Annotated in this window: 23 protein-coding genes and 1 other RNA gene; 13 read left to right on the top strand and 11 right to left on the bottom strand. The window is 58.4% G+C overall.

Translation table 11 applies throughout. From position 1 onward, the window contains the following. Positions 1 to 5: 5 nt before the first annotated feature. Positions 6 to 899 (bottom strand): DNA-binding transcriptional regulator ArgP, encoded by an 894-nt coding sequence (argP, locus tag IM300_RS02010; protein WP_003860089.1) that lies wholly within the window; start codon positions 897 to 899, stop codon positions 6 to 8. Between the two features lie 127 nt (positions 900 to 1,026). On the opposite strand from argP, the gene rpiA reads away from it, so the two are divergent. Both rpiA and serA read left to right on the top strand, forming a co-directional pair. Next, positions 1,027 to 1,686, top strand: a complete 660-nt coding sequence (rpiA, locus tag IM300_RS02005) for a ribose-5-phosphate isomerase RpiA (RefSeq protein WP_063867870.1) — start codon at positions 1,027 to 1,029, stop codon at positions 1,684 to 1,686. 267 nt (positions 1,687 to 1,953) lie between these two features. Continuing rightward, complete coding sequence (gene serA, locus IM300_RS02000) at positions 1,954 to 3,186, top strand: phosphoglycerate dehydrogenase (RefSeq protein WP_193035035.1); 1,233 nt, start codon at positions 1,954 to 1,956, stop codon at positions 3,184 to 3,186. A gap of 260 nt (positions 3,187 to 3,446) precedes the next feature. Here the strand turns inward: serA and IM300_RS01995 are convergent, their stop codons facing one another. The 3 genes from IM300_RS01995 to zapA form a co-directional block, all read right to left on the bottom strand. Next, positions 3,447 to 4,043, bottom strand: a complete 597-nt coding sequence (locus tag IM300_RS01995) for a 5-formyltetrahydrofolate cyclo-ligase (protein ID WP_063452001.1) — start codon at positions 4,041 to 4,043, stop codon at positions 3,447 to 3,449. Between the two features lie 24 nt (positions 4,044 to 4,067). Next, positions 4,068 to 4,251, bottom strand: a non-coding RNA gene (ssrS, locus tag IM300_RS01990) — 6S RNA. A 41-nt stretch (positions 4,252 to 4,292) separates the two neighbouring features. Next, on the bottom strand, positions 4,293 to 4,622 hold the full coding sequence (zapA, locus tag IM300_RS01985; protein WP_006811891.1) for a cell division protein ZapA: 330 nt from the start codon (positions 4,620 to 4,622) through the stop codon (positions 4,293 to 4,295). A 167-nt stretch (positions 4,623 to 4,789) separates the two neighbouring features. Here zapA and IM300_RS01980 point away from each other — a divergent pair, with 167 nt between their 5' ends. The 8 genes from IM300_RS01980 to IM300_RS01945 all read left to right on the top strand — a co-directional run bounded on the left by IM300_RS01980 (position 4,790) and on the right by IM300_RS01945 (position 14,819). Continuing rightward, positions 4,790 to 5,368 carry a YecA family protein gene (locus IM300_RS01980; protein WP_003860099.1) on the top strand — a complete coding sequence of 193 codons (579 nt, stop codon included), beginning with the start codon at positions 4,790 to 4,792 and terminating at the stop codon, positions 5,366 to 5,368. Between the two features lie 31 nt (positions 5,369 to 5,399). Beyond that, positions 5,400 to 6,713, top strand: coding sequence for a Xaa-Pro aminopeptidase (pepP, locus tag IM300_RS01975; RefSeq protein ID WP_154817025.1), 1,314 nt, complete (start codon positions 5,400 to 5,402; stop codon positions 6,711 to 6,713). Beyond that, complete coding sequence (ubiH, locus tag IM300_RS01970; RefSeq protein ID WP_193035033.1) at positions 6,710 to 7,888, top strand: 2-octaprenyl-6-methoxyphenyl hydroxylase; 1,179 nt, start codon at positions 6,710 to 6,712, stop codon at positions 7,886 to 7,888. Before pepP ends, ubiH begins: the two co-directional genes overlap by 4 nt. 12 nt (positions 7,889 to 7,900) lie before the next feature. Further along, complete coding sequence (ubiI, locus tag IM300_RS01965; RefSeq protein WP_193035031.1) at positions 7,901 to 9,103, top strand: FAD-dependent 2-octaprenylphenol hydroxylase; 1,203 nt, start codon at positions 7,901 to 7,903, stop codon at positions 9,101 to 9,103. Positions 9,104 to 9,500: 397 nt separating this feature from the next. After that, entirely contained in the window at positions 9,501 to 10,595 is a 1,095-nt protein-coding gene (gcvT, locus tag IM300_RS01960; protein WP_193035030.1) for a glycine cleavage system aminomethyltransferase GcvT, read from the top strand. Between the two features lie 23 nt (positions 10,596 to 10,618). Continuing rightward, positions 10,619 to 11,008: a glycine cleavage system protein GcvH gene (gene gcvH, locus IM300_RS01955; protein WP_006811885.1), complete on the top strand. Its 390-nt coding sequence runs from the start codon at positions 10,619 to 10,621 to the stop codon at positions 11,006 to 11,008. Between the two features lie 125 nt (positions 11,009 to 11,133). Continuing rightward, positions 11,134 to 14,007, top strand: a complete 2,874-nt coding sequence (gene gcvP / locus IM300_RS01950; RefSeq protein WP_193035028.1) for an aminomethyl-transferring glycine dehydrogenase — start codon at positions 11,134 to 11,136, stop codon at positions 14,005 to 14,007. A 68-nt stretch (positions 14,008 to 14,075) separates the two neighbouring features. After that, entirely contained in the window at positions 14,076 to 14,819 is a 744-nt protein-coding gene (locus IM300_RS01945; protein WP_063451995.1) for an SDR family oxidoreductase, read from the top strand. A gap of 2 nt (positions 14,820 to 14,821) precedes the next feature. On the opposite strand, the gene IM300_RS01940 is transcribed toward IM300_RS01945, so the two are convergent. The 6 genes from IM300_RS01940 to IM300_RS01915 form a co-directional block, all read right to left on the bottom strand. Continuing rightward, on the bottom strand, positions 14,822 to 15,322 hold the full coding sequence (locus IM300_RS01940; protein ID WP_193035026.1) for a protein disulfide oxidoreductase: 501 nt from the start codon (positions 15,320 to 15,322) through the stop codon (positions 14,822 to 14,824). Continuing rightward, positions 15,312 to 15,914: a DsbA family protein gene (locus tag IM300_RS01935; RefSeq protein WP_063451993.1), complete on the bottom strand. Its 603-nt coding sequence runs from the start codon at positions 15,912 to 15,914 to the stop codon at positions 15,312 to 15,314. Before IM300_RS01935 ends, IM300_RS01940 begins: the two co-directional genes overlap by 11 nt. Before the next feature lies 1 nt (position 15,915). Further along, entirely contained in the window at positions 15,916 to 17,925 is a 2,010-nt protein-coding gene (locus IM300_RS01930; protein ID WP_193035024.1) for a protein-disulfide reductase DsbD, read from the bottom strand. A gap of 48 nt (positions 17,926 to 17,973) precedes the next feature. Continuing rightward, positions 17,974 to 18,333, bottom strand: a complete 360-nt coding sequence (locus IM300_RS01925) for a hypothetical protein (protein WP_063451991.1) — start codon at positions 18,331 to 18,333, stop codon at positions 17,974 to 17,976. 124 nt (positions 18,334 to 18,457) lie between these two features. After that, positions 18,458 to 19,891 (bottom strand): 6-phospho-beta-glucosidase BglA, encoded by a 1,434-nt coding sequence (gene bglA, locus IM300_RS01920; RefSeq protein WP_063867889.1) that lies wholly within the window; start codon positions 19,889 to 19,891, stop codon positions 18,458 to 18,460. 116 nt (positions 19,892 to 20,007) lie between these two features. Next, the gene (locus IM300_RS01915; protein WP_193035105.1) at positions 20,008 to 20,739 is read right to left on the bottom strand and encodes a MurR/RpiR family transcriptional regulator; all 732 of its coding nucleotides are present in this window, start codon (positions 20,737 to 20,739) and stop codon (positions 20,008 to 20,010) included. Between the two features lie 266 nt (positions 20,740 to 21,005). Between IM300_RS01915 and IM300_RS01910 the strand changes: the two genes are divergently transcribed. After that, positions 21,006 to 21,665 carry a hemolysin III family protein gene (locus tag IM300_RS01910; RefSeq protein ID WP_047729440.1) on the top strand — a complete coding sequence of 220 codons (660 nt, stop codon included), beginning with the start codon at positions 21,006 to 21,008 and terminating at the stop codon, positions 21,663 to 21,665. Positions 21,666 to 21,749: 84 nt separating this feature from the next. Here IM300_RS01910 and ygfZ read toward each other — a convergent pair whose 3' ends face one another. Continuing rightward, on the bottom strand, positions 21,750 to 22,730 hold the full coding sequence (gene ygfZ, locus IM300_RS01905) for a tRNA-modifying protein YgfZ (RefSeq protein WP_193033168.1): 981 nt from the start codon (positions 22,728 to 22,730) through the stop codon (positions 21,750 to 21,752). Positions 22,731 to 23,023: 293 nt separating this feature from the next. Here ygfZ and sdhE point away from each other — a divergent pair, with 293 nt between their 5' ends. Then, positions 23,024 to 23,290: an FAD assembly factor SdhE gene (gene sdhE / locus IM300_RS01900; RefSeq protein WP_003863437.1), complete on the top strand. Its 267-nt coding sequence runs from the start codon at positions 23,024 to 23,026 to the stop codon at positions 23,288 to 23,290. Then, positions 23,271 to 23,681: a protein YgfX gene (locus IM300_RS01895; protein ID WP_063451987.1), complete on the top strand. Its 411-nt coding sequence runs from the start codon at positions 23,271 to 23,273 to the stop codon at positions 23,679 to 23,681. Before sdhE ends, IM300_RS01895 begins: the two co-directional genes overlap by 20 nt. The last annotated feature ends 1 nt before the right edge of the window (position 23,682 follow it).

Here is a 23,682-nt window from a genome sequence, read left to right as displayed (position 1 = left end):
TCTTTTTAATCCTGTCTCAACACCTTATGCCCAAACGCCAGCAGCGCATCCGTGACGTTGCGCATCATGCGGCTTTCCGGCGCAAAACGGTGCCAGTACAGCATCCGGCGCTGATACAGCCCCGGCGTTAAATCAATCAGCTCACCGCTTTTTAACTCTTTCTCAATCTGCAAATGCGGGATCATGCAGCAGGTGGTGCCCTGACGCGCGAGCTGTACGAAGGCTTCGGAGGAATTAACGATATGACACGGCACGCTGCCCGGCGGCAGGTCGAAGTTTTGCTGCAAAAACGCCTGATGCATATCGTCCAGATGGTCGAACGCGACGGCAGGGGCTTTCAGCAGCGCGGCGCGGGTCACGCCGTTCGGGAAGTAGCGCTCCGCAAAGGCTTTTGAACCGACAAACAGGTAATCCAGCGCGCCCAGCTGATCCACCAGACAGCTTGGCAGGGCCTGAGGCTGAATACTGACCGCCCCAACCACTTCGCCACGGCGCAGGCGTTCCTGGGTGCGGGTTTCATCTTCAACCTGAAGGTTCAGGCGGATTGGGGAGTCGGCCAGCACCGGCGCAAGGGCCGGCAGCAGCCACGTTGCCAGACTGTCGGCGTTCACCGCCAGCGACAGCAGCAGCGGCGTAGAGCCGGTCTGTTCATCGCCCAGCCACTCATCTTCCAGCAGTTCAACCTGGCGCAGCAGGGCGAGAAGCTTTTGCCCTTGCTCCGTGGGTCGCGGCGGCACGGTACGCACCAGCAGCGGCTGCCCGAACATGTTTTCAAGCTGTTTGATACGTTGTGATACGGCGGACTGGGTGATGCACAGCTTTTGCGCCGCGCGCTCAAAACCGCGTTCACGAATAACTGCATCAAGTGCCTGTAGTGTTCTGTAGTCCGGACGTTTCATTGCTCTGGCTGACTCCTTAATTTTGCTTAATCTGCACTATGACACAATTTTCCCTTCGTGGCAGACGAAATCCATTCGACGTGTTCTATAATGCGCCCTGAGTTTTCATACCACAGGCAAAACGATCATGACGCAGGATGAACTGAAAAAAGCAGTAGGATGGGCCGCTCTCCAGTACGTACAGCCAGGGACCATTGTCGGTGTTGGTACGGGGTCAACGGCGGCACACTTTATCGATGCACTGGGCACGATGAAGGGGCAGATCGAGGGCGCAGTTTCCAGCTCCGATGCGTCCACGGAAAAGCTGAAGAGCCTTGGCATCACCGTTTTCGACCTCAACGAAGTGGACCGCCTGGGCATTTACGTTGATGGCGCGGATGAAATCAACGGCCACATGCAGATGATCAAAGGCGGCGGCGCGGCGCTGACCCGTGAAAAGATCATCGCGTCAGTAGCGGACAAGTTCATCTGTATCGCGGATGCCTCCAAGCAGGTCGATATTCTGGGGAATTTCCCGCTGCCGGTTGAAGTGATTCCGATGGCGCGCAGCGCCGTAGCGCGTCAGCTGGTTAAGCTGGGTGGTCGTCCGGAATACCGTCAGGGTGTGGTGACCGATAACGGCAACGTCATCCTCGACGTTCACGGTCTCGAAATCCTCGATGCCGTTGCGCTGGAAAATGCGATTAACGGCATTCCGGGCGTCGTGACCGTAGGGTTGTTTGCCAACCGCGGCGCGGACGTGGCGCTGATCGGCACGGCTGACGGCGTGAAAACCATCATAAAATGATCTGACGGGGGGAGCGCTCCCCCCGCTAAAAAAATTTTGAAGTGCTAAATTCGGTGACTTGTGTCACGTTTTTCCACCTCATTTGCCGATCCTTCCACGTTCACAATTATCCGCAGCATTTTCCTCTGTCATTTTGCCCTGTATGACTTTTCTTCAGAGTGCCGACGCAAACGTTCATATTGCTGCAATAGTTTTTTTTGATATGTTGGCTGCACGGGATTTCAATCCAGCACAACATCAGTTCAGATAAAAAACAGGGTCGGGTAAATGGCAAAGGTATCACTGGAGAAAGACAAGATTAAATTCCTGCTGGTCGAGGGCGTGCACCAGAAAGCGCTTGATAGCCTTCGTGCGGCAGGTTACACCAACATCGAATTTCACAAAGGCGCGCTGGACTCCGAAGAGCTGAAAGCGTCCATCCGTGATGCCCATTTTATTGGCCTGCGATCCCGTACCCAACTCACTGAAGACGTTATTGCTGCGGCGGAAAAGCTGGTGGCGATCGGCTGTTTCTGCATCGGCACCAACCAGGTTGATCTGAACGCCGCCGCGAAGCGCGGTATTCCGGTCTTTAACGCGCCGTTCTCGAACACCCGTTCCGTAGCGGAGCTGGTGATCGGCGAGCTGCTGCTGCTTCTTCGCGGCATTCCGGAAGCCAACGCCAAAGCGCACCGCGGGGTGTGGAACAAGCTGGCCGCGGGCTCCTTCGAAGCGCGTGGTAAAAAGCTGGGGATTATCGGTTACGGCCATATCGGTACGCAGCTCGGTATTCTGGCGGAATCCCTCGGTATGCACGTATTTTTCTACGATATCGAAAGCAAGCTGCCGCTGGGTAACGCGACGCAGGTGCAGCATCTTTCTGACCTGCTGAACATGAGCGACGTGGTCAGCCTGCACGTGCCGGAAAACGCCTCCACCAAAAACATGATGGGCGCGGAGGAGCTGGCGCTGATGAAACCGGGCTCGCTGCTGATCAACGCCGCGCGCGGTACGGTGGTCGATATCCCTGCGCTGTGCGACGCGCTGAAGCGTAAGCATCTGGCGGGGGCGGCTATCGACGTATTCCCGACGGAGCCGGCCACCAACAGCGATCCGTTTACCTCTCCGCTGTGCGAGTTCGACAACGTGATCCTGACGCCGCATATCGGCGGCTCGACCCAGGAAGCGCAGGAGAACATCGGCCTCGAAGTGGCGGGTAAGCTGAGCAAATATTCCGACAACGGTTCAACGCTCTCTGCGGTGAACTTCCCGGAAGCCTCGCTGCCGCTGCACGGCGGTCGTCGTCTGCTGCACATCCACGAGAACCGTCCGGGCGTGCTGACTGCCATCAACCAGATCTTTGCCGAGCAGGGCGTTAACATCGCCGCGCAGTACCTGCAAACTAACTCGCAGATGGGCTACGTGGTGATTGATATTGAAGCGGATGAAGACATCGCCGAGAAAGCGTTGCAGAGCATGAAGACCATTCCGGGGACGATTCGCGCGCGTCTGCTGTACTGATGGTGCGGTCTGTGGTGTCGGGTGGCGGCTACGCCTTACCCGACCTACGACGGTTGTGCGGTTTGTGGTGTCGAGTGGCGGCTACGCCTTACCCGACCTACGACGATTGTGCGGTTTGTGATGTCGGGTGGCGCGTACGCTTACCCGACCTACGATGGTTGTGCGGTTTGTGGTGTCGGGTGGCGCTTACGCTTACCAGACCTACAATGTCCGAGGTTTTATGTAGGCCGGGTAAGGCGCAGCCGCCACCCGGCTTTATGCTACCAAAGCCACGTTTTGCTGGGCGTCACTACCGCCGGCAGCGGAATATCCCACTTCTCTACAGGCAACGCTTCTACAGCCTGGCAATCATGCGCATACCCTACCGGCTGCAACCCGTAGCGCTGCCAGTTTTGCAGCGTTCTGTCATAGAATCCCCCGCCCATGCCTAATCGCTGGCCCTGTTCATCAAATGCCACCAGCGGCGTAATCAGCACGTCCAGCTCAGAAAGCGGCAGCACGTCGCGCACGTCGAGTTTGGGTTCGGTGATTTTCAGACGATTCACCACCAGCTCGCTGTGCGGATGGTAGTGCAGAAACAGCAGATTGCCCCGGCTGAACGGATGCAGTACCGGCAGGTACACTTTTTTCCCGGCGCGCCAGAGCTGGTCGATAAGCGGCTGGGTGTCCAGCTCGCCGTCAAACGAGAGAAACAGCGCGACGGTGTTTGCCATCACTACGGGCGGATAGGCCATCATGCGGGCGGCGGCCTGCTGGGCAAAGTGTGCCTGTTGTTCGGCGCTTAAGGCGCGACGACGCTGGCGAATGAGCTGACGGATGTCCTGGCGTGAGGCAGAAACTTCAGGGAATTGAGTCATGGTAGTCGGTAGAAGAAGAGAGAGGGAATCTCCGAGATGCCGCCGCAGGCTGTAACCCTTGAACCCTTGGTTCAAGGTGAATGTGTCGTCATAGTTTTAAGGCTTCTCGGACGAACCGAGCATGCTCACCAACCATGGAGCGCCACATTCTTGTGGTATGAAATATCGGCTCAGGGGACTGGCCCGCTTGCAAACATCTCAGAGAAATTTTGTCTTCACAGTTACTCTACCATAGTCAACTGCGAAGTGTTATTCAAACTTTGGTCCCGGTCTTTCGGGATTGCGACCTTGATCAAGCAACGCCTGTTCTATGGTCTGCTGGAGCATTTTAATGCGCTGCTCCATGCTGGCCGCGTAATCGCGGGTCTTCGCTTTTTCCTGAGTCAGTTCATAGCTGATGTTCAACGCGGCGATGAAAACCAGCTGCTCAGTATTTGTGACTCTAGTGCGTTCTTTTAGATCTTGCAACCGCTGATTCAAATCGTCCGCAGCCTGATTCAGGGCATCCCTTTGTTCAGGTGGACAATTCACTCGCAGTGAACGGCCAAAAATCTGGAGATCGACGGGTTGTGCAGACATGCCACCTTCCTGCTGATTGACTGCGCTGCCTTCGCTTACTGCCCCGGGGGCTGCGAAGGGGCGACACTATAGCTACCCTGATGTGAAGATACAAGCCCTTTTCTGGTATCACCAGGGTCCAAAGTGGTAGCATATCATGAATATCCTCCCTTTGATGATGAATGCGTATGTCTATACAGAACGAAATGCCTGGTTACAAGGATTTAAACCAGTTACTGAACCAGCAGGGAGTCGGTTTAACCCCTGCCGAAATGCACGGTCTGATCAGCGGCATACTGTGCGGCGGAAACAGCGACAGCTCCTGGCAGCCGCTGATCCACGACCTCACCAACGAAGGGCTGGCGTTTGGCCACGAGCTGGCGGAAGCGCTGCGCAAAATGCATGCGGCAACCAGCGATTCCCTGGAAGACGATGGCTTTCTTTTTCAGCTTTATCTGCCTGAAGGCGATGATGTCAGCGTCTTCGATCGCGCCGATGCGCTCGCGGGCTGGGTAAATCACTATCTGCTCGGCCTCGGCGTCACCCAGCCTAAACTGGATAAAGTGACCGGCGAAGCGGGTGAAGCGATCGACGATCTGCGTAACATTGCGCAGCTTGGCTACGACGAAGACGAAGATCAGGAAGAGCTGGAGATGTCTCTCGAAGAGATTATCGAATATGTTCGCGTGGCGTCTCTGCTGTGCCACGACAACTTCACGCGCTCGCAGCCGACCGCGCCGGAAGTTCGTAAGCCGACCTTACATTAAGAAAAATAACGCACAGGAGGGTGTCATGGTTATCTCGAATCAAGAGTATTCTCGCCGTCGTCAGGCGCTGCTGGCAAAAATGCAGCCGGGTAGCGCCGCCCTGATTTTTGCCGCGCCGGAAGTGACGCGCAGCGCCGACAGCGAATACCCCTATCGACAGAGCAGCGATTTCTGGTACTTCACCGGCTTCAACGAGCCGGAAGCGGTGCTGGTGCTGATTAAAAGCGATGACACCCACAACCACAGCGTGATCTTCAACCGCGTGCGCGATTTAACCGCGGAAATCTGGTTTGGCCGCCGTCTGGGGCAAGAGGCAGCGCCGGAAAAGCTGGGCGTAGACCGCGCGCTGGCCTTCAGCGAAATCAACCAGCAGCTTTACCAGCTGCTTAACGGTCTCGACGTGCTCTACCACGCACAGGGCGAATACGCCTATGCGGATGAGATTGTGTTTACCGCGCTGGACAAGCTGCGCAAAGGCTCCAGGCAGAACCTCTCCGCGCCCGCCACGCTAACGGACTGGCGTCCGGTGGTGCACGAGATGCGCCTGTTCAAGTCAGAAGAAGAACTCAACGTGATGCGCCGCGCGGGCGAAATTAGCGCCCTGGCGCATACTCGCGCCATGGAAAAGTGCCGTCCCGGTATGTTCGAGTACCAGCTGGAAGGCGAAATTCACCATGAATTTAACCGCCACGGCGCGCGCTTCCCGTCCTACAACACCATCGTTGGCGGCGGGGAAAACGGCTGCATTCTGCACTACACCGAAAACGAAAGTGAGCTGCGCGATGGCGATCTGGTGCTGATTGACGCCGGCTGTGAATATCAGGGGTACGCGGGCGACATCACGCGCACCTTCCCGGTGAACGGCAAATTCACGCCCGCGCAGCGTGAAATCTATGACATCGTGCTGGAGTCGCTTGAAACCGCACTGGCGCTGTTCCGTCCGGGCACCTCTATCCAGGACGTGACGGGCGAGGTGGTGCGCATCATGATCAGCGGGCTGGTTAAGCTTGGTATCCTGAAAGGCGAAGTGGACACGTTAATCGCTGAAAACGCCCATCGCCCGTACTTTATGCACGGCCTGAGCCACTGGCTGGGGCTCGACGTACACGACGTGGGCGCATACGGTACGGATCGTTCGCGCGTGCTGGAGCCTGGCATGGTGCTGACCGTTGAGCCGGGGCTGTACATCGCGCCGGATGCGGACGTGCCGGACCAGTACCGCGGGATCGGCATTCGTATTGAAGACGACATCGTCATCACCGAAACCGGCAACGAAAACCTGACCGCGACCGTGGTGAAAAACGCCGACGATATCGAGGCGCTGATGGCGGCGGCACGCGTATGAGCGTGATCATCGTTGGCGGAGGCATGACCGGCGCTACCCTGGCGCTGGCCATTTCGCAGTTAACCAAAGGTCAGCTTCCGGTGCATCTTGTTGAGGCGGTTGCGCCGCAGGCGGCCGATCATCCCGGTTTCGACGCCCGCGCCATCGCACTGGCCCAGGGAACCTGCCAGCAGCTTGCGCGCATTGGCATCTGGCAGGCGATAGCGGACTGCGCGACGGCCATCGGCACCGTTCACGTCAGCGATCGCGGCCACGCCGGGTTTGTGACGCTGGATGCCCACGATTACCGAATTGAGGCGCTGGGGCAGGTCGTTGAACTGCATGACGTGGGGCTGCGGCTGTTCCGTCTGTTACAGGATGCCCCTGGCGTCACGCTGCACTGTCCGGCGCGCGTCGCCAGCTTTAGCCGCAGCGACGAGGCCGTCAGCGTGACGCTGGACAATGGCACCACGCTGGAGGGGCAGCTGCTGGTGGCGGCGGATGGTTCACGCTCGTCGATCGCCACGCAGTGCGGCGTAGAGTCGCGCGCTCAACCCTATGGTCAGGTGGCGGTTATCGCTAACGTTTCCACGGCAGGCGCGCATAACGGCAGGGCCTTTGAGCGCTTCACCGAGCACGGTCCACTGGCCATGCTGCCGATGTCGAACGGGCGCTGCTCGCTGGTGTGGTGCCATGCGCAGGATCGCGCCGACGAGGTGCTCTCCTGGTCCGATGAACGTTTTTGTTCCGAGCTGCAAAAGGCTTTCGGCTGGCGGCTTGGACGTATCACCCACGCCGGTAAGCGCGTGGCCTATCCGCTCTCGCTGACGACCGCATCGCAGACGGTTTCCCACCGCGTCGCGCTGGTCGGTAACGCCGCGCAGACGCTGCACCCCATCGCCGGGCAAGGCTTCAACCTTGGCCTGCGCGACGTGATGAGTCTGGCCGAGCTCCTGGCCCGGACGTGGAGCGAACAACAGGATTGTGGCGCATACTCAGTGCTGAGCCATTATCAGAAACGACGTCAGGTGGACAAGGCGGCGACCATTGGCGTTACCGACGGTTTAGTCCACCTGTTTGCCAATCGCTGGGCGCCGCTGGTTGCGGGTCGCAACCTCGGGCTGATGGCGATGGAACTGTTCATTCCGGCACGTGACGTGCTGGCGCAGCGGACCCTGGGTTGGGTCGCGCGTTAAGGAGTAATCACCGTGCAAAATGTTGATGTCGCCATTGTCGGCGGCGGAATGGTAGGACTGGCGCTGGCCTGCGGTTTACAGGGCAGCGGCCTGCGCGTGGCCGTGCTTGAGCAAAACGCGCCGCAGCCCGTGGCGCAGGATGCCCCGCCGGAGCTGCGCGTCTCGGCAATCAACGCAGCCAGCGAAAAATTACTGACGCACCTCGGCGTCTGGTCAGAGATCGTGGCGCAGCGCGCAAGCTGCTACCACGGAATGGAGGTGTGGGATAAAGACAGCTTTGGCCACATCGCCTTTGACGATGAAAGCATGGGCTACAGCCACCTTGGACACATCGTTGAAAACGCGGTGATCCATTACGCGCTGTGGCAGAAAGCACAGCAGTGCAGCGACGTCACCCTCATCGCGCCGGCGAAACTTCAGCAGGTAGCATGGGGCGAGAACGACGCGTTTATCACCCTTGAAAGCGGCGACATGCTGACCGCGCGTCTGGTGGTGGGTGCCGACGGCGCGAATTCCTGGCTGCGTAACAAAGCGGATATTCCGCTGACCTTCTGGGATTACCGTCATCACGCCCTGGTTGCCACAATCCGCACCGAAGAGCCGCACGGCGGCGTCGCACGCCAGATTTTCCACAACGACGGCATTCTGGCCTTCCTGCCGCTTGCCGATCCGCATCTGTGCTCCATCGTCTGGTCCTTAGAGCCGGAGAAAGCGCAGCAGATGCAGGAGGCGACGCCGGACGCCTTCAGTCAGGCACTGTGCGTGGCGTTTGATAACCGTCTGGGCCTGTGCGCGCTTGAAAGCGAGCGCCGGGCGTTTCCGTTAACGGGCCGCTACGCGCGGCAGTTCGCGGCGCACCGTCTGGCGCTGGTGGGGGATGCGGCGCATACCATTCATCCGCTGGCCGGGCAGGGGGTTAACCTCGGCTTTATGGACGCGGCTGAGCTGGTTGAAGAGCTGCGTCGTCTGCATCGTGAAGGCAAAGACATTGGTCAGCATCTGTATCTGCGTCGCTACGAGCGCAGCCGCAAACACAGCGCGGCGATGATGCTGGCGGGCATGCAGGGCTTCCGCGAGCTGTTTGCCGGGGCGAACCCGGCGAAAAAACTGCTGCGCGATATCGGTCTGAAGCTTGCCGATACCCTTCCCGGCGTGAAGCCTAAGCTTCTCCGTCAGGCAATGGGCCTCAACGATCTACCCGACTGGTTACGTTAATCTCGATCCCCGTCACACTTTATTTTCCCGGCCTCTGCGCCGGGGAAAATTCCTCGTTTGAAATAATCTAATTTCACGCCATTTTTCGCATTAGAAAATCTAATCTTACAATTTTTATGTTACGGAAATTCGGCCCGTTTTTCCGCATGAAATATCATCATCCGCTAAATCCTGTTAGAGCATTGTTAATATTATGCTGGTTTAATCGCATTTTCCCAGTCAAATACTCTGTACGCTTTCCTGCGTTTTTTAGCCATAAGCTAATGTGATGACCCGCTTTACCTTATGGTTAACCGCCGGTTTCGGTGGTAAGTTCAGGTAAAAGAGAACGTTTGCGTCGGCTACCGATTGCGAGGCCGACACCGGGTTTCACGGTGAATTTTTCAACGAGGAAAAGATGGCTCAACAGACTCCTTTGTACGAACAGCACGTGTTATGCGGCGCCCGCATGGTGGACTTCCACGGCTGGATGATGCCGCTGCACTACGGCTCGCAAATTGATGAGCACCACGCGGTGCGCACCGATGCCGGTATGTTCGACGTGTCACACATGACGATTGTCGACCTGCGCGGAAGCCGCACCCGGGAGTTTTTGCGTTATCTGCTGGCAAACGACGTCGCCAAACTGAAGACGCCGGGCAAAGCGCTTTATACCGGCATGCTCAATGCCTCGGGCGGCGTGATTGACGACCTCATCGTCTACTACTTCACCGAAGATTTCTTCCGCCTCGTTGTAAACTCCGCCACCCGCGAAAAAGACCTCTCCTGGATTTCCCAACACGCTGAACCTTACGCCATCGATATCACCGTTCGTGACGATCTGTCGCTGATTGCCGTGCAGGGACCCAATGCCCAGGCGAAAGCCGCGTCTCTGTTCAGCGACGAGCAGCGCAACGCCACCGAAGGGATGAAGCCGTTCTTCGGCGTGCAGGTGGGGGATCTGTTTATCGCCACCACCGGCTACACCGGTGAAGCGGGCTATGAAATTGCCATGCCGAACGAGAAAGCCGCCGATTTCTGGCGTGCCCTGGTTGAGGCGGGCGTGAAGCCTGCGGGTCTGGGCGCGCGCGATACGCTGCGTCTGGAAGCGGGCATGAACCTCTACGGCCAGGAGATGGACGAAGGCGTCTCTCCGCTGGCGGCCAACATGGGCTGGACCATCGCGTGGGAACCGGCTGAACGTGAATTTATTGGTCGTGAAGCGCTGGAGATGCAGCGCGAGAAGGGCACCGAACAGCTGGTTGGCCTGGTGATGAAGGAAAAAGGCGTGCTGCGTGGCGAGCTGCCGGTGCGCTTCACCGATGCTGACGGCAATCATCGTGAAGGCGTGATCACCAGCGGAACCTTCTCCCCGACGCTCGGCTATAGTATTGCCCTGGCGCGCGTGCCGGCGGGCATTGGCGAAACGGCGGTGGTGCAGATCCGCAACCGCGAAATGCCGGTCAACGTGACCAAACCGATTTTTGTTCGCGCCGGTAAGCCGGTCGCCTAATTATTTTTATCAGGAGAACTTCAATGAGCAATGTGCCAGCAGAACTGAAATACAGCAAAGAACACGAGTGGCTGCGCAAAGAGGCGGACGGCACTTACACCGTTGGGATCACCGAGCACGCGCAGGAGCTGCTGGGCGACATGGTGTTTGTTGACCTGCCGGAAGTGGGCGCAACCGTGAGCGCAGGCGACGACTGTGCGGTGGCGGAATCCGTCAAAGCGGCTTCCGACATCTACGCGCCTGTGAGCGGTGAAATTGTTGCCGTGAACGACGCGCTGAGCGACTCCCCGGAGCTGGTCAACAGCGAGCCGTATGAAGGCGGCTGGATCTTCAAGATCAAAGCCAGCGACGAAGCGCAGGTTGCCGCGCTGCTGGATGCGACCGCGTACGAAGCATTACTGGAAGACGAATAACGTTGTGCCGGATGGCGCTGCGCATCCGGCCTACCGATCTGCGTAGGCCCGGTAAGCGTTAGCGCCACCGGGCAACAGCGTTACAGATAACTACGATTCACTGCACGTTTCAGGAACCATCGCTCATGACACAGACTTTAAGCCAGCTTGAAAACCGTGGCGCCTTCATTGAACGTCACATTGGGCCGGATGCTCAGCAACAGCAGGAGATGCTGAAGACAGTTGGCGCGGATTCATTAAACGCACTGATCGGCCAGATCGTGCCAAAAGACATCCAGCTTGCCACGCCGCCGCAGGTTGGCGAGTCCACAACGGAGTTCGCCGCGCTGGCGGAGCTGAAGGCTATCGCCGGCCTCAACAAGCGCTATAAGTCTTACATCGGCATGGGCTACACCAACGTGCAGTTACCGCCGGTTATCCTGCGCAACATGCTGGAAAACCCGGGCTGGTACACCGCTTATACCCCCTATCAGCCAGAAGTCTCCCAGGGCCGTCTGGAAGCGCTGCTGAACTTCCAGCAGGTGACCCTAGATCTGACCGGCATGGATATCGCTTCCGCCTCTCTGCTGGATGAAGCCACCGCCGCCGCCGAAGCGATGGCGATGGCGAAGCGCGTGAGCAAGCTGAAAAACGCCAACCGCTTCTTCGTAGCGGCAGACGTGCATCCCCAGACGCTGGACGTGGTGCGCACCCGTGCGGAAACCTTCGGCTTTGAGGTGATTGTCGACGACGCTGACAAAGTGCTGGATCACCAGGACGTCTTCGGCGTGCTGTTACAGCAGGTGGGCACTACCGGGGAAGTGCATGATTACAGCGCGCTGATCGCTGAGCTCAAATCCCGTAAGGTGATTGTGAGCGTCGCCGCTGATTTTATGGCGCTGGTGCTGCTGACCGCACCGGGCAAACAGGGCGCGGACATTGTCTTTGGCTCAGCGCAACGCTTCGGCGTGCCGATGGGCTACGGCGGCCCGCACGCTGCATTCTTTGGCGCAAAAGATGAATTTAAACGCTCCATGCCGGGCCGTATTATCGGCGTATCGAAAGATGCCGCCGGTAACACCGCGCTGCGCATGGCGATGCAGACCCGCGAGCAGCATATCCGCCGCGAGAAAGCGAACTCCAACATCTGTACCTCGCAGGTGCTGCTGGCAAACATTGCCAGCCTGTACGCGGTGTTCCACGGTCCGGCTGGGCTGAAACGTATTGCCAGCCGCATCCACCGTCTGGCCGACATTCTGGCCTGCGGCCTGCAACAGAAAGGCCTCAGGCTGCGTCATGAGCACTATTTCGACACCCTGTGCGTCGACGTGGCAGACAAGGCCGCCGTGCTGGCGCGCGCCGAGGCCGCGCAAATCAACCTGCGCAGCGACATTCATCACGCGGTAGGGATCACCCTTGATGAATCGACGACGCGTGACGATATCGCAACGCTGTTTGACGTGCTGCTGGGCGACGCACACGGTCTTGACGTTGATACGCTCGATAAAGAGGTCGCGCTCGACAGCCGCTCCATTCAGGAAAGCATGCTGCGCGACGACGCGATCCTGGCTCACCCGGTGTTCAACCGCTACCACAGCGAAACCGAGATGATGCGCTACATGCACTCTCTGGAGCGCAAGGATCTGGCGCTGAACCAGGCGATGATCCCGCTGGGCTCCTGCACCATGAAGCTGAACGCTGCGGCAGAGATGATCCCGATTACCTGGCCTGAGTTCTCCGAGCTGCACCCGTTCTGCCCGGCCGAGCAGGCGGAAGGTTATCACATGATGATCAACCAGCTTTCCGACTGGCTGGTGAAGCTGACCGGGTACGACGCGCTCTGCATGCAGCCGAACTCTGGCGCGCAGGGTGAATACGCCGGTCTGCTGGCGATCCGTCACTATCACGAAAGCCGCAATGAAGGCCACCGTGATATCTGCCTGATCCCAAGCTCCGCCCACGGCACCAACCCGGCCTCAGCACAGATGGCGGGCATGGAAGTGGTGGTCGTGGCGTGTGACAAAAACGGCAACATCGATTTGGCCGACCTGCGCGCGAAAGCCGGGCAGGCGGGCGACAAACTTTCGTGCATCATGGTGACCTACCCGTCTACCCACGGCGTGTACGAAGAGACTATCCGTGAAGTGTGTGAAGTGGTGCATCAGTTCGGCGGTCAGGTTTACCTCGACGGCGCGAACATGAACGCCCAGGTGGGCATCACCTCTCCGGGCTTCATTGGCGCGGACGTGTCGCACCTGAACCTGCACAAAACGTTCTGCATTCCACACGGCGGCGGTGGCCCAGGCATGGGGCCAATTGGCGTCAAAGCGCACCTGGCGCCGTTTGTGCCGGGGCACAGCGTGGTGCAGATTGAAGGTATGCTGACCCGTCAGGGCGCGGTCTCTGCGGCCCCGTTCGGTAGCGCCTCTATCCTGCCTATCAGCTGGATGTACATCCGCATGATGGGCGCGGAAGGCCTGAAGCAGGCCAGCCAGGTGGCGATCCTGAACGCCAACTATATCGCAACGCGCCTGAAGGATGCCTATCCGGTGCTCTACACCGGCCGCGACGGTCGCGTGGCGCATGAGTGCATCCTCGATATTCGTCCTCTGAAGGACGAGACGGGCATCAGCGAGCTGGATATTGCCAAACGCCTGATCGACTACGGTTTCCACGCGCCAACCATGTCCTTCCCGGTGGCGGGTACGCTGATGGTTGAGCCGACCGAGTCTGAAAGCAAGGTGGAGCTGGACCGCTTTATCGACGCGATGCTGGCCATTCGTAGCGAAATCGACCGCGTGAAGGGCGGTGAGTGGACGCTGGAAGATAACCCGCTGGTTAACGCGCCGCATACCCAGAACGAACTGGTGGCAGAGTGGAATCACGGTTACACCCGCGAGTTGGCCGTCTTCCCGGCGGGCGTGGCAAACAAATACTGGCCGACCGTGAAGCGTCTTGATGACGTCTACGGCGACCGTAACCTGTTCTGCTCCTGCGTACCGATGAGCGAATACCAGTAATTATTTGCCATACTGTAGGCCGGGTAAGCGTAAGCGCCACCCGGCTTTTTTTTATCTGGAGGTTGTGAATGGCAATTGCACTGGTCACCGGCGCCAGCCGCGGCATTGGTAAAGCCACCGCGCTACAGCTGGCAAGCGAAGGCTACACCGTAGCGGTGAATTTTCATCACAACATTACCGCTGCGACGGACGTTATCAATCAGATCGTGGACGCGGGCGGTCAGGCCTTTGCCGTGCGTGCGGATATCAGCGATGAAGCGCAGGTGATGGCAATGTTCGACAGCATCGATCGCGAAGGTGAGCCGCTCGCCGCGCTGGTGAACAACGCCGGAATTCTGTTTGAACAATCCACCCTCGAAAACCTCTCCGCTGAGCGTATTAACCGCGTGCTGGCCACCAACGTCACCGGCTATTTTCTCTGCTGCCGTGAGGCGGTAAAGCGCATGTCGCATAAACACGGCGGCAAGGGCGGCGCGATTGTGAACGTCTCTTCGGCGGCGTCACGCCTGGGCGCGCCCGGGGAATATGTGGATTATGCCGCCTCTAAAGGGGCGGTGGATTCCCTGACGACCGGCCTCGCGCTGGAGGTCGCGGCGCAGGGCATTCGCGTGAACTGCGTGCGGCCTGGCCTGATTTATACCGATATTCACGCCTCCGGCGGCGAGCCGGGGCGTGTGGATCGGGTGAAGTCTCTGTTACCCATGCAGCGTGGCGGACAGCCGGAGGAGGTCGCCCAGGCCATTGCCTGGCTGCTGAGCGACAAGGCCTCCTATGTCACCGGCAGCTTCCTGGAGCTGGCCGGCGGGAAGTAACGTTACGACGCCAGCCACAGCCGCAGGCGCATCCCCCAGCTGCTGTTCCAGCCGGTGGTGATCGACGTCACTTCACCGTGAGAGATCACCACCAGCGTGGGCGTCACCTGAACGTCCCACTGACGCGCCAGCTCTCCGCTGGCGTCGTTGACCGTGGGCATCGCAGCCTTCTTCTTCCTCATCCATGTTTCGAGCGTCGCGTTATCGCCTGAGCGCAGCGCAACCGACATCACGTTACCCCCGTCCGCGGCCAGCGCCGCTACCGACGGCGTGGTGTAGCGGCAGACGCCGCACCACGTCGCCCAGACGTAGACCAGCAGCGGACGCTCCTCACTCATGGCGATAAGATCGACGGTCTCGCCGTCGAGGGTTTGCAGCGTGGTGGATACGAAGTTCTGCGGCAGCGCGGGCTGGCGGAAATAGTCCACCGCCAGGCTCACGGCTACGCCAATCAGCAGCCACACGGCCAGCTCGCGCAGCAGGCGCGGAAGCTTACCTGCCACGGGCGTTTGCCAGCTGTTCTTTGACCAGCCCCTCCAGATCGTCATAAGGAATGGCGCCCGCCACCATCTGGTCACCGATGATGGTTGCCGGCGTACCCTGAATATTCAGTACCTGCGCCAGGATCAGGTTCATCTTTAGGCTGTCCATGGTTTTATCATCCGTTTTAATGCCGTCCGTTCCGGTTTTGGCCCGCGCGGCGGCGATGCTGGCGTCATCGTGATAGCCTTTTTTCATCATCAGCCGCTGGTGGAGCGCCCAGAATTTGTCCGGCGCCTGCTGCCATGTCGAGAGCGCCGCCTTAGCGGCATTCACCGAGCTTTGCCCCTTAAACGGCAGCAGTTTAACGATGAGCTGCACGTCGGGATTATCACGTACGATTTTCTCCAGCATCGGGTCGAACTGCTTGCAGTAAGGGCAGTTGTAGTCCGTGAAGGAGACGATGGTGAGCTTCGGCGACGTCGCGCCGGTGCGCGGGCTGGCCGGATCGTTGAACAGCAGCGCCGCCAGCTGGTCATCGGAAGCGTCCTCTGTCGGCGCGGCAAAACTGAACGCCGATAAAGAGAGCAACAGTAAGGCGATAAACGAGCGCATATTATTTTCCTTTCGCATCGGACAGGGTGCTCAGCACCGCTTCACGGCTTAACAGCGGGGGCAGCACGTGGCCCTGCGGTAACCCTGGTCCGTAAATCTGGTTAAACGGTACGGCGGCGCTGCCGCGCGTGGTTAAGAACTGGCTGATGGTATCGGAGGGGCGGCTCCAGTCACCGCGCAGGGCAACAACGTCCGGGGCGGAGAGCGCATCCTGCACGTCGTCGCGCAGCAGCACGTTGTATTTATTGGCTTTACAGGTCACGCACCAGTCGGCGGTCACGTCGACGAACACCCGTTTGTTCTCTGCCAGCGCCTGGGTGATGGCCTGCTCGCTGAGCGGCTGCCAGTGAATGCGATCGCGTCGGGCCCCCTCGCTGCCGGAGCCGGAAACAAACGCAACCGCCCCGGCCACGACGATGGCAAACGCTCCGGCGCGCAGGGCCGTTTGCCAGCGGTAGCGCCAGGCGGTGACCAGCAGCAGCGCAAGGATGAGGAGCACGCCCAGCGTGATAACGGGCAGGGTGCCGATATGCACCGTCAGTAAGCTCAGCAGCCACAGCGATGAGCCAAGCATCATTATCCCCAGCACGACGCGCACGACGTTCATCCAGCGTCCCGGGCGCGGCAACCGCTGTGCCAGCCCCGGCCAGGCCGCCACCAGCAGCCACGGCAGGCTCATGCCGATGCCCATTGCCAGGAAGATCCCCCACAGCAGAGGAAGCGGCGACGCCAGCGCGACCGATACCGCAGTGCCCAGGAACGGCGCGGTGCAGGGCGTTGCCAGCAGCGTCGCAAACGCGCCCTGCCAGAAATGGCCTGCCAGGCCGTTTCCTCCGCGCGTGGCGAGGAACGTGCTGGCCCCGGAAGGGAGACGGATTTCAAACAGCCCCAGCAGGCTGGCGCTGAAAAGCACCATGACCAGCGCCATCGCGCCAATAAACCACGGATTCTGGAACTGGATCCCCCAGCCAAGCGCCTGATTGCCTAAGCGTAAAACCGTCATCATCAGCGCCAGCGCGAGGAACGACATCACGATCCCGGACACCGAAGCAAGAAACTGCCTGCGCACCTGACCGCGCGCCTGCCGTTCGGTTTGCATCAGCGTGCCCAGCTTCATGGCCAGCACCGGCAGCACGCAGGGCATAACGTTGAGGATCAGACCACCAGCCAGCGCCATCAGCAGCACCCAGCCTAACGAGAACGCGGGGGCGGCCCTGCCCGGCTGGATCTCCACGCGGGACTCCTGCGCCTGGCCGCTGTCGGCGAGCACCAGCGACAGCGTTTTCCCGCTGAGGCTCGGCGCGGCCTCGCCCCAGCTGTCCGTCACGGGCACGGTGGCCACCAGCGAATCACCGCGCACGGCGAGGGTCGGCTTGCCGAAATCCACGTCGTCCATGCCGTCGATAAACAGCGACGGCGCCTGCCAGCCAGCCTCACGCTGCGCCGTTACGGTCAGCTTGCCGGGGGCGTAGGTGGCGTTAAGCGTTGAGGTCAACCCGCCGCTGAGCGGAAGGGTGCCCATGGCCCGACTGAAATCATAATCAAAACCGGCGTCTGCGGATGCGGTCATGTTCAGCGAGAACGGGTAGTCGGTAAGAATACAGACGTTGCTACAGGTGGAGAGCGTCAGCACGCCGCTCAGGATCTTCGGGACGTCGCCCCGCAGGGTGATGGGAAAGCTCACATCGCCGTGATAGCCCTGCGTGGTGATGCCCGCGACGTCGAAACGCTGCGGCGTAGGCCAGCGCCAGATCGCCTCAACGGGTTGATGCCAGATAATGGCGGGTGCGACGCCGCCTTCGCCCGGCGAGCGCCAGTAGGTTTTCCACCCTTTTTGCAGGGCGACGTCCAGCAGCAGGCGGGTTTCGCCAGTGCTTTCGGGTTGCGCACGCAGCCTGACGCTGGCGTGCTGATTATCGGCGGCGCGCAGCCAGCCGCTGTCGGCAGCCTGGCTGAGGGGCAGCCATAGCCAAAGCAGGCAGACCAGCAGTCGCCTGAATACAGTAAACATAAATTTTCTCCGTAAATGATAAATTAACCTGAAGTGACAGGCGAAGACTCATTCACGGAAGACGCATAATCGCAGATGCACCCGTAACCGGGGCGGGGAGATAACGCGGGGAGGCCACTGCCGCTCGCGGCGCGGCGGAATGGCTGCCAGCAACGCCAGCAGCAGGGTAACGGCAAACAGGGCGCCTTCAAACAACACCGGCGGGACCGACATCAGCGATTTGGCGCTAAGCTCACATGGGGTGACCGGTGCGTCGGAACTCTCCTGCCCCTGCTGGACAGACTGGCTTACGGCGGTGACGTTCATGACAAGCGCGTGCATCCCGGCCATCCGCTGGGCGGTGCATATCAGCACCACCAGGCAGGCCAGGGCTACAAGCAGGATAGCGTTGCGTTGTCGCTTAATCATGTTCGCCTCTAATATTCAGGACGCCTATATTATCGGGCGAACATCTTTTGGCAACGCAAATGCTGTAAAGAAGTGTCTGGAAGATAAGCGGTTTGCCCTCTCCGGTTGCAGAGAGGGCGAGCGATTACAGCGTTTCGCCGTTGCTGGCAATGACGGTTTTATACCACTCGAAGCTCTTTTTGCGGGAGCGGGACATGTCGCCTGTGCCATCGTCATGCTTGTTAACGTAGATAAAGCCGTAGCGCTTGCTGTACTGGCCGGTGGTGAAGGAGACGCAGTCGATGCAGCCCCACGGGGTGTAGCCCATCAGATCCACGCCGTCCCAGGTCACGGCCTTCATCATCTCTTCCACATGGGCGCGCAGGTAGTCGATGCGGTAGTCATCGTTGATGCTGCCGTCTGCTTCCACTTTGTCGTAGGCACCGAAACCATTTTCTACGATAAACAGCGGCTTCTGGTAGCGCTCGTACAGCTCGCACAGCGAATAGCGCAGGCCCACAGGATCAATCTGCCAGCCCCAGTCGGACGCCTTCACGTGCGGGTTCGGCACGCTGCCCTCGAAGCCGGAAATGGCGTCGCCGGTGCCGCCTTCCGCTTTGACCGCGTTGGTCATGTAGTAGCTGAAACCTAAGTAGTCGCAGGTGCCTTCACGCAGGATTTGCTCGTCGCCCGCTTCCATTTTGATGGAGAAGCCACGGCGCTCCCACTCGTTCAGCACGTAAGACGGGTAGTAGCCGCGCAGCTGAACGTCGGTAAAGACGTAGCGCTCGCGCATGGATTCCTGGGCGAACATCACATCTTCTGGCTTGCAGGAGTAAGGATAGAGCGCCACCATCGCCAGCATGCAGCCGACCTTCATCTCCGGGTTGATGCGGCGTGCGGCCTTCACCGCCAGGGCGCTGGCCACGAACTGGTGGTGCAGCACCTGGTACATGGTCTCTTCGGGGTTATCGTGCTCGGTATACACCACGCCGGAGCAGCAGTAGCCGAACAGCGGCGCGCGCCAGTTGCGCTGGTTGTTGATTTCGTTGAAGGTCATCCAGTATTTGACCTTATTTTTGTAGCGCTCAAACACCACTTCCGAGAAGCGCACGAAGAAATCCACCACTTTACGGTTGGTCCAGCCGCCGTATTCCTGAACGAGGTGCAGCGGCATTTCAAAGTGGGAGAGGGTGATCACCGGCTCGATGTTGTACTTCAGCAGCTCGTCGAACATGTCGTCGTAGAACTTCAGCCCCTCTTCGTTTGGCTGAGCTTCATCCCCTTTCGGGAAGATGCGTGTCCAGGCGATGGAGGTACGGAAGCATTTGAAGCCCATCTCGGCAAACAGCTTGATGTCTTCTTTGTAATGGCCGTAGAAGTCGACGGCCTCGTGGTTCGGGTAATATTTGCCTTCAATCACTTCCTGAGTGATTTCACGCGGAACGCCGTGGGCGCCGCCGGTGAGGACGTCGCAGATGCTGGGGCCTTTGCCGCCTTTGTTCCAGCCGCCCTCAACCTGGTGCGCCGCCACCGCGCCGCCCCATAAAAAATCTTTCGGTAAGGTGAGTTTTTTCATCTTTGCTATTCTCAATTCAGGACTTAATGATTTCGAGTCTAGCAAAGCGGAATTAAATGTCACGATATAACAATTTGCGGAAATTGTAATTTGTCACATCAAAAAAACAGGGTGTTTTATTCTGTTAATTTCTTCGCCAGCTTCCGGCCTAATGATTCCAGAATATAGATCACAGGAATTTGGGTGGTGATATCGTAAACGCCGCCGATTCGCGTTTGCGGAACGTGCCAGGAGAGGTTGAAGTCTGCCAGCTTCGCGAGACGAGAGTGTTCATGGCTGGTAATGGAGAGTACCTTGCAGCGGTGCAGGCTGAACTGGCTGGCAAAGCGTAAGATCTCTTCGGTTTCGCCGGAGACGGAGAGCACAATAGCCAGCGCATTTTTAGCCATATCGTTCGTGACCGGGAAATAGGGATCGTCAATATGGTTGCTGAATTTGCCGATATTTGAAAAGAAACGTGCGCCATATTTTGCCAGCGATCCGGACGTGCCTGCGCCGACGAAAATAATGCGTTCGGAGGATAAAATAATATCGACGGCCTCATTTAATAACGTATCGAACTCTTCGTTATTTACGCTTTTAAAGAAGCTGATAATTTCGCTGGCGCCAAAATTTGCCTGCTGCGGCTCGTTCTGCTCCAGGTAGAGCTTAAAGCGCACGCGGAACTCAGAGTAGCCATCGCAGTTGAGCTTGCGGCAAAAGCGCAGGATGGTGGTAGTGGAAACGCCCGCCGCATCCGCCAGCTCGCGGATGGTCATGTACATCACTTTGTCACGGTTCTTAATGACATAGTTGTAGACCATCATTTCCAGATTGTTGAGGCTGGCAATGGCGGAATGGGTGAACATACTCACAATGGCTAAACTCGCTGTCGGACACTATCCCTGAATCATACCATGCCGCCCGGCGCCGGGAGACGGTTTTATCTCATTGATTACTCAGGTGTTAATGAAATCATTTACATCTGTACGGTGGATTGTTTTTTCATTGCATTGAATTATAAGGATAAATCTTTATTGTGGATTTATTTTAGCTAACAGGTGTTCACTGGAATCATTCTCAGTTAGCATAGACTGGCGATGAATAATCATCTTTTGTTTTCCCGGAGTTAAGTATGGTGAGCAGACCATTAATCGCACAGGGATATTCGCTGGCTGAGGAAGTAGCCAACAGTATAAGCCATGGCATTGGCCTGGTGTTTGGGATTGTCGGTTTAGTATTGCTGCTGGTGCAGGCGGTGGATTCCAACGCCAGCGCGATGGCCATCACCAGCTACAGCCTGTATGGCGGGAGTATGATCCTGCTATTTCTGGCCTCAACGCTGTATCACGCTATTCCGCACCAGCGGGCGAAGATATGGCTCAAGAAATTTGACCACTGCGCTATCTATCTTCTTATTGCAGGCACCTACACGCCGTTTTTGCTGGTGGGGCTCAACTCACCGCTGTCGCGTGGCCTGATGATTGTAATCTGGAGCCTGGCGCTGCTGGGGATCCTGTTTAAGCTGACCATCGCGCACCGGTTCAAAGTGCTGTCGCTGGTCACCTATCTGACAATGGGCTGGCTCTCGCTGATTGTGGTGTATCAGTTAGCCATTAAGCTTGCGGTCGGGGGCGTGACGCTGCTGGCGGTGGGCGGGGTGGTTTACTCGCTGGGCGTGATTTTCTACGTCTGTAAGCGCATCCCGTACAACCATGCGATCTGGCACGGCTTTGTGCTGGGCGGCAGCGTGTGCCACTTCCTGGCGATTTATTTGTATGTGGGGCAGGTGTAGTTTGTTGTCGGGTGGCGGCTTCGCCTTACCCGACCTACGGGAACTGTAGGCCTGGTAAGCGCAGCGCCACCGGGCGATACAGCATCAATCTTCCAGTGAATACGGCAGCGGCTCAATGCTGAGCGTGTTCGCATCATCCCGCACGCGGAATACGCTGTCGGGCTCCATATCATTATTCATGACAACCTGCACCAGCAGGCGGCCATCATCGAGCTGTACGGCGGCTAACACGGTGCCGGTACGACGCCAGTTTTCACCCATCTTCATCTCGAGATCTTCACCCGCTTCCGGCACGCGGCTGGCGTGGCCCGCCAGCGTCCACAGGGCACGTTTGTTCGCGCCGCGGAATTTCGCCCGCGCCACCATCTCCTGACCGGTGTAGCAGCCTTTCTTAAAGCTGATACCGCCCAGCGCCTGAATGTTGGTCGCCTGCGGGATAAACTGCGCGCTGTTTGCCGCGTCAATCACCGGCAGGCCCGCTTCGATGTTCAGCGCCAGCCACTGCTGGCTGTTGTTGAGCTGTGCTTCACCGCGAAGGGCCTCGGTGACGCGTTCCGCCGTTGCCACGTCTGTTACCAGCAGGAAGCGCTCCGCCGGGTGCTCGAACCACAGAATGGAGGTCGCTCCCTCACTGACCAGCTGTTTTTCGGCATCCGGTAGCTCGGCAAACAGGTTTTTCAGCGCTGCACGCGCCTGGAAACCCGCAACCCCCAGCAGGACGTGTTCATCGTCCGGGGCGATAGTGACTTTAGAAAAGACTGCATATTTTTTCAGCTCTTTAAGCTGGGCGTCACGCAGGCTGCGGCGCTCAATGAAGGCGAACCCGTCCTGACGGCGGAACAGACGCAGGTTGCTCCACATTTTGCCTTTTGGATCGCAATGGGCGACCAGCAGATGCTGGTGTTCAGTCAACTGCGCTACGTCCGCTGTGACCTGGCCTTGCAGGTATTTTTCGCTGTCCGCACCGGTCAGTGTCGCCAGTGCCCAGTCATCAAGAGTAATCAGCGTCAGCGGCAGACGCGCAGAGGCGGCGGGCTGGCGAGGAGAAAATGGTGTAAATGCCATAGTGATGTCCTGAATTGCTTAACGCTTTGATAATACCTAATGGTAAAAGAGACTGTATTCATTGCAAGCGCTTTCAGCAGGCCATTCGTGCCATTACCTGGTTATGCGTAGCGCTATGCAAAATAGTGTAATCCACTGTCTTAATAGGGATTATTCTGGAAGCCTGCTCGTAGTTCGCAATATTCCAGTAAAGAAACGGTCAAAAACACGTTACACTACCAGGTGTCCCGGAAAGCAATAATGAATACCGAACGGGATACCGACTGTGCCAAACGTAATGCAGGAAACAGAACATGGATATTAACAACAAGGCCCGTATTCACTGGGCGTGCCGTCGCGGCATGCGTGAACTTGATATCTCCATCATGCCTTTCTTTGAGTATGAGTACGACAGCTTAAGCGATGACGATAAGCGTCTGTTTGTCCGCCTGCTTGAGTCTGACGATCCGGATTTATTCAACTGGCTGATGAATCACGGCAAGCCCGCCGACACCGAGTTGCAACGGATGGTGCAATTAATTCAAACACGGAATCAGGAACGTGGTCCTGTGGCAATCTGATCTTCGCGTCTCGTGGCGCTCACAGTGGATGTCGTTACTGCTCCACGGACTGGTCGCGGCATTGGTGTTATTGGTGCCGTGGCCGCTTAGCTACACCCCTCTGTGGTTGCTTTTGCTGTCGTTTGTGGTGTTTGACAGCGTGCGAAGCCAGCGTCGCATCAACGCCCGTCAGGGTGAAATCAAGCTGCTGATGGATTCTCGCCTGCGCTGGCAGGGAAAAGAGTGGGAGATGATAGGGACGCCGTGGATGCTCAACACCGGGATGATGCTACGGCTGCGTCGGGTTGAGGACAATCGACGCCAGCACCTGTGGCTGGCAGCAGACAGTATGGATGCCGCGGAGTGGCGGGATCTGCGCCGGCTCATCGTGCAACAGCCGACGCAGGAGTAAA

It is taken from the genome of Enterobacter cloacae complex sp. I2 (assembly GCF_014896205.1).
Classification (GTDB): Bacteria; Pseudomonadota; Gammaproteobacteria; order Enterobacterales; family Enterobacteriaceae; genus Enterobacter; species Enterobacter quasihormaechei.
This window is presented reverse-complemented; position numbering and strand designations above follow the sequence as displayed.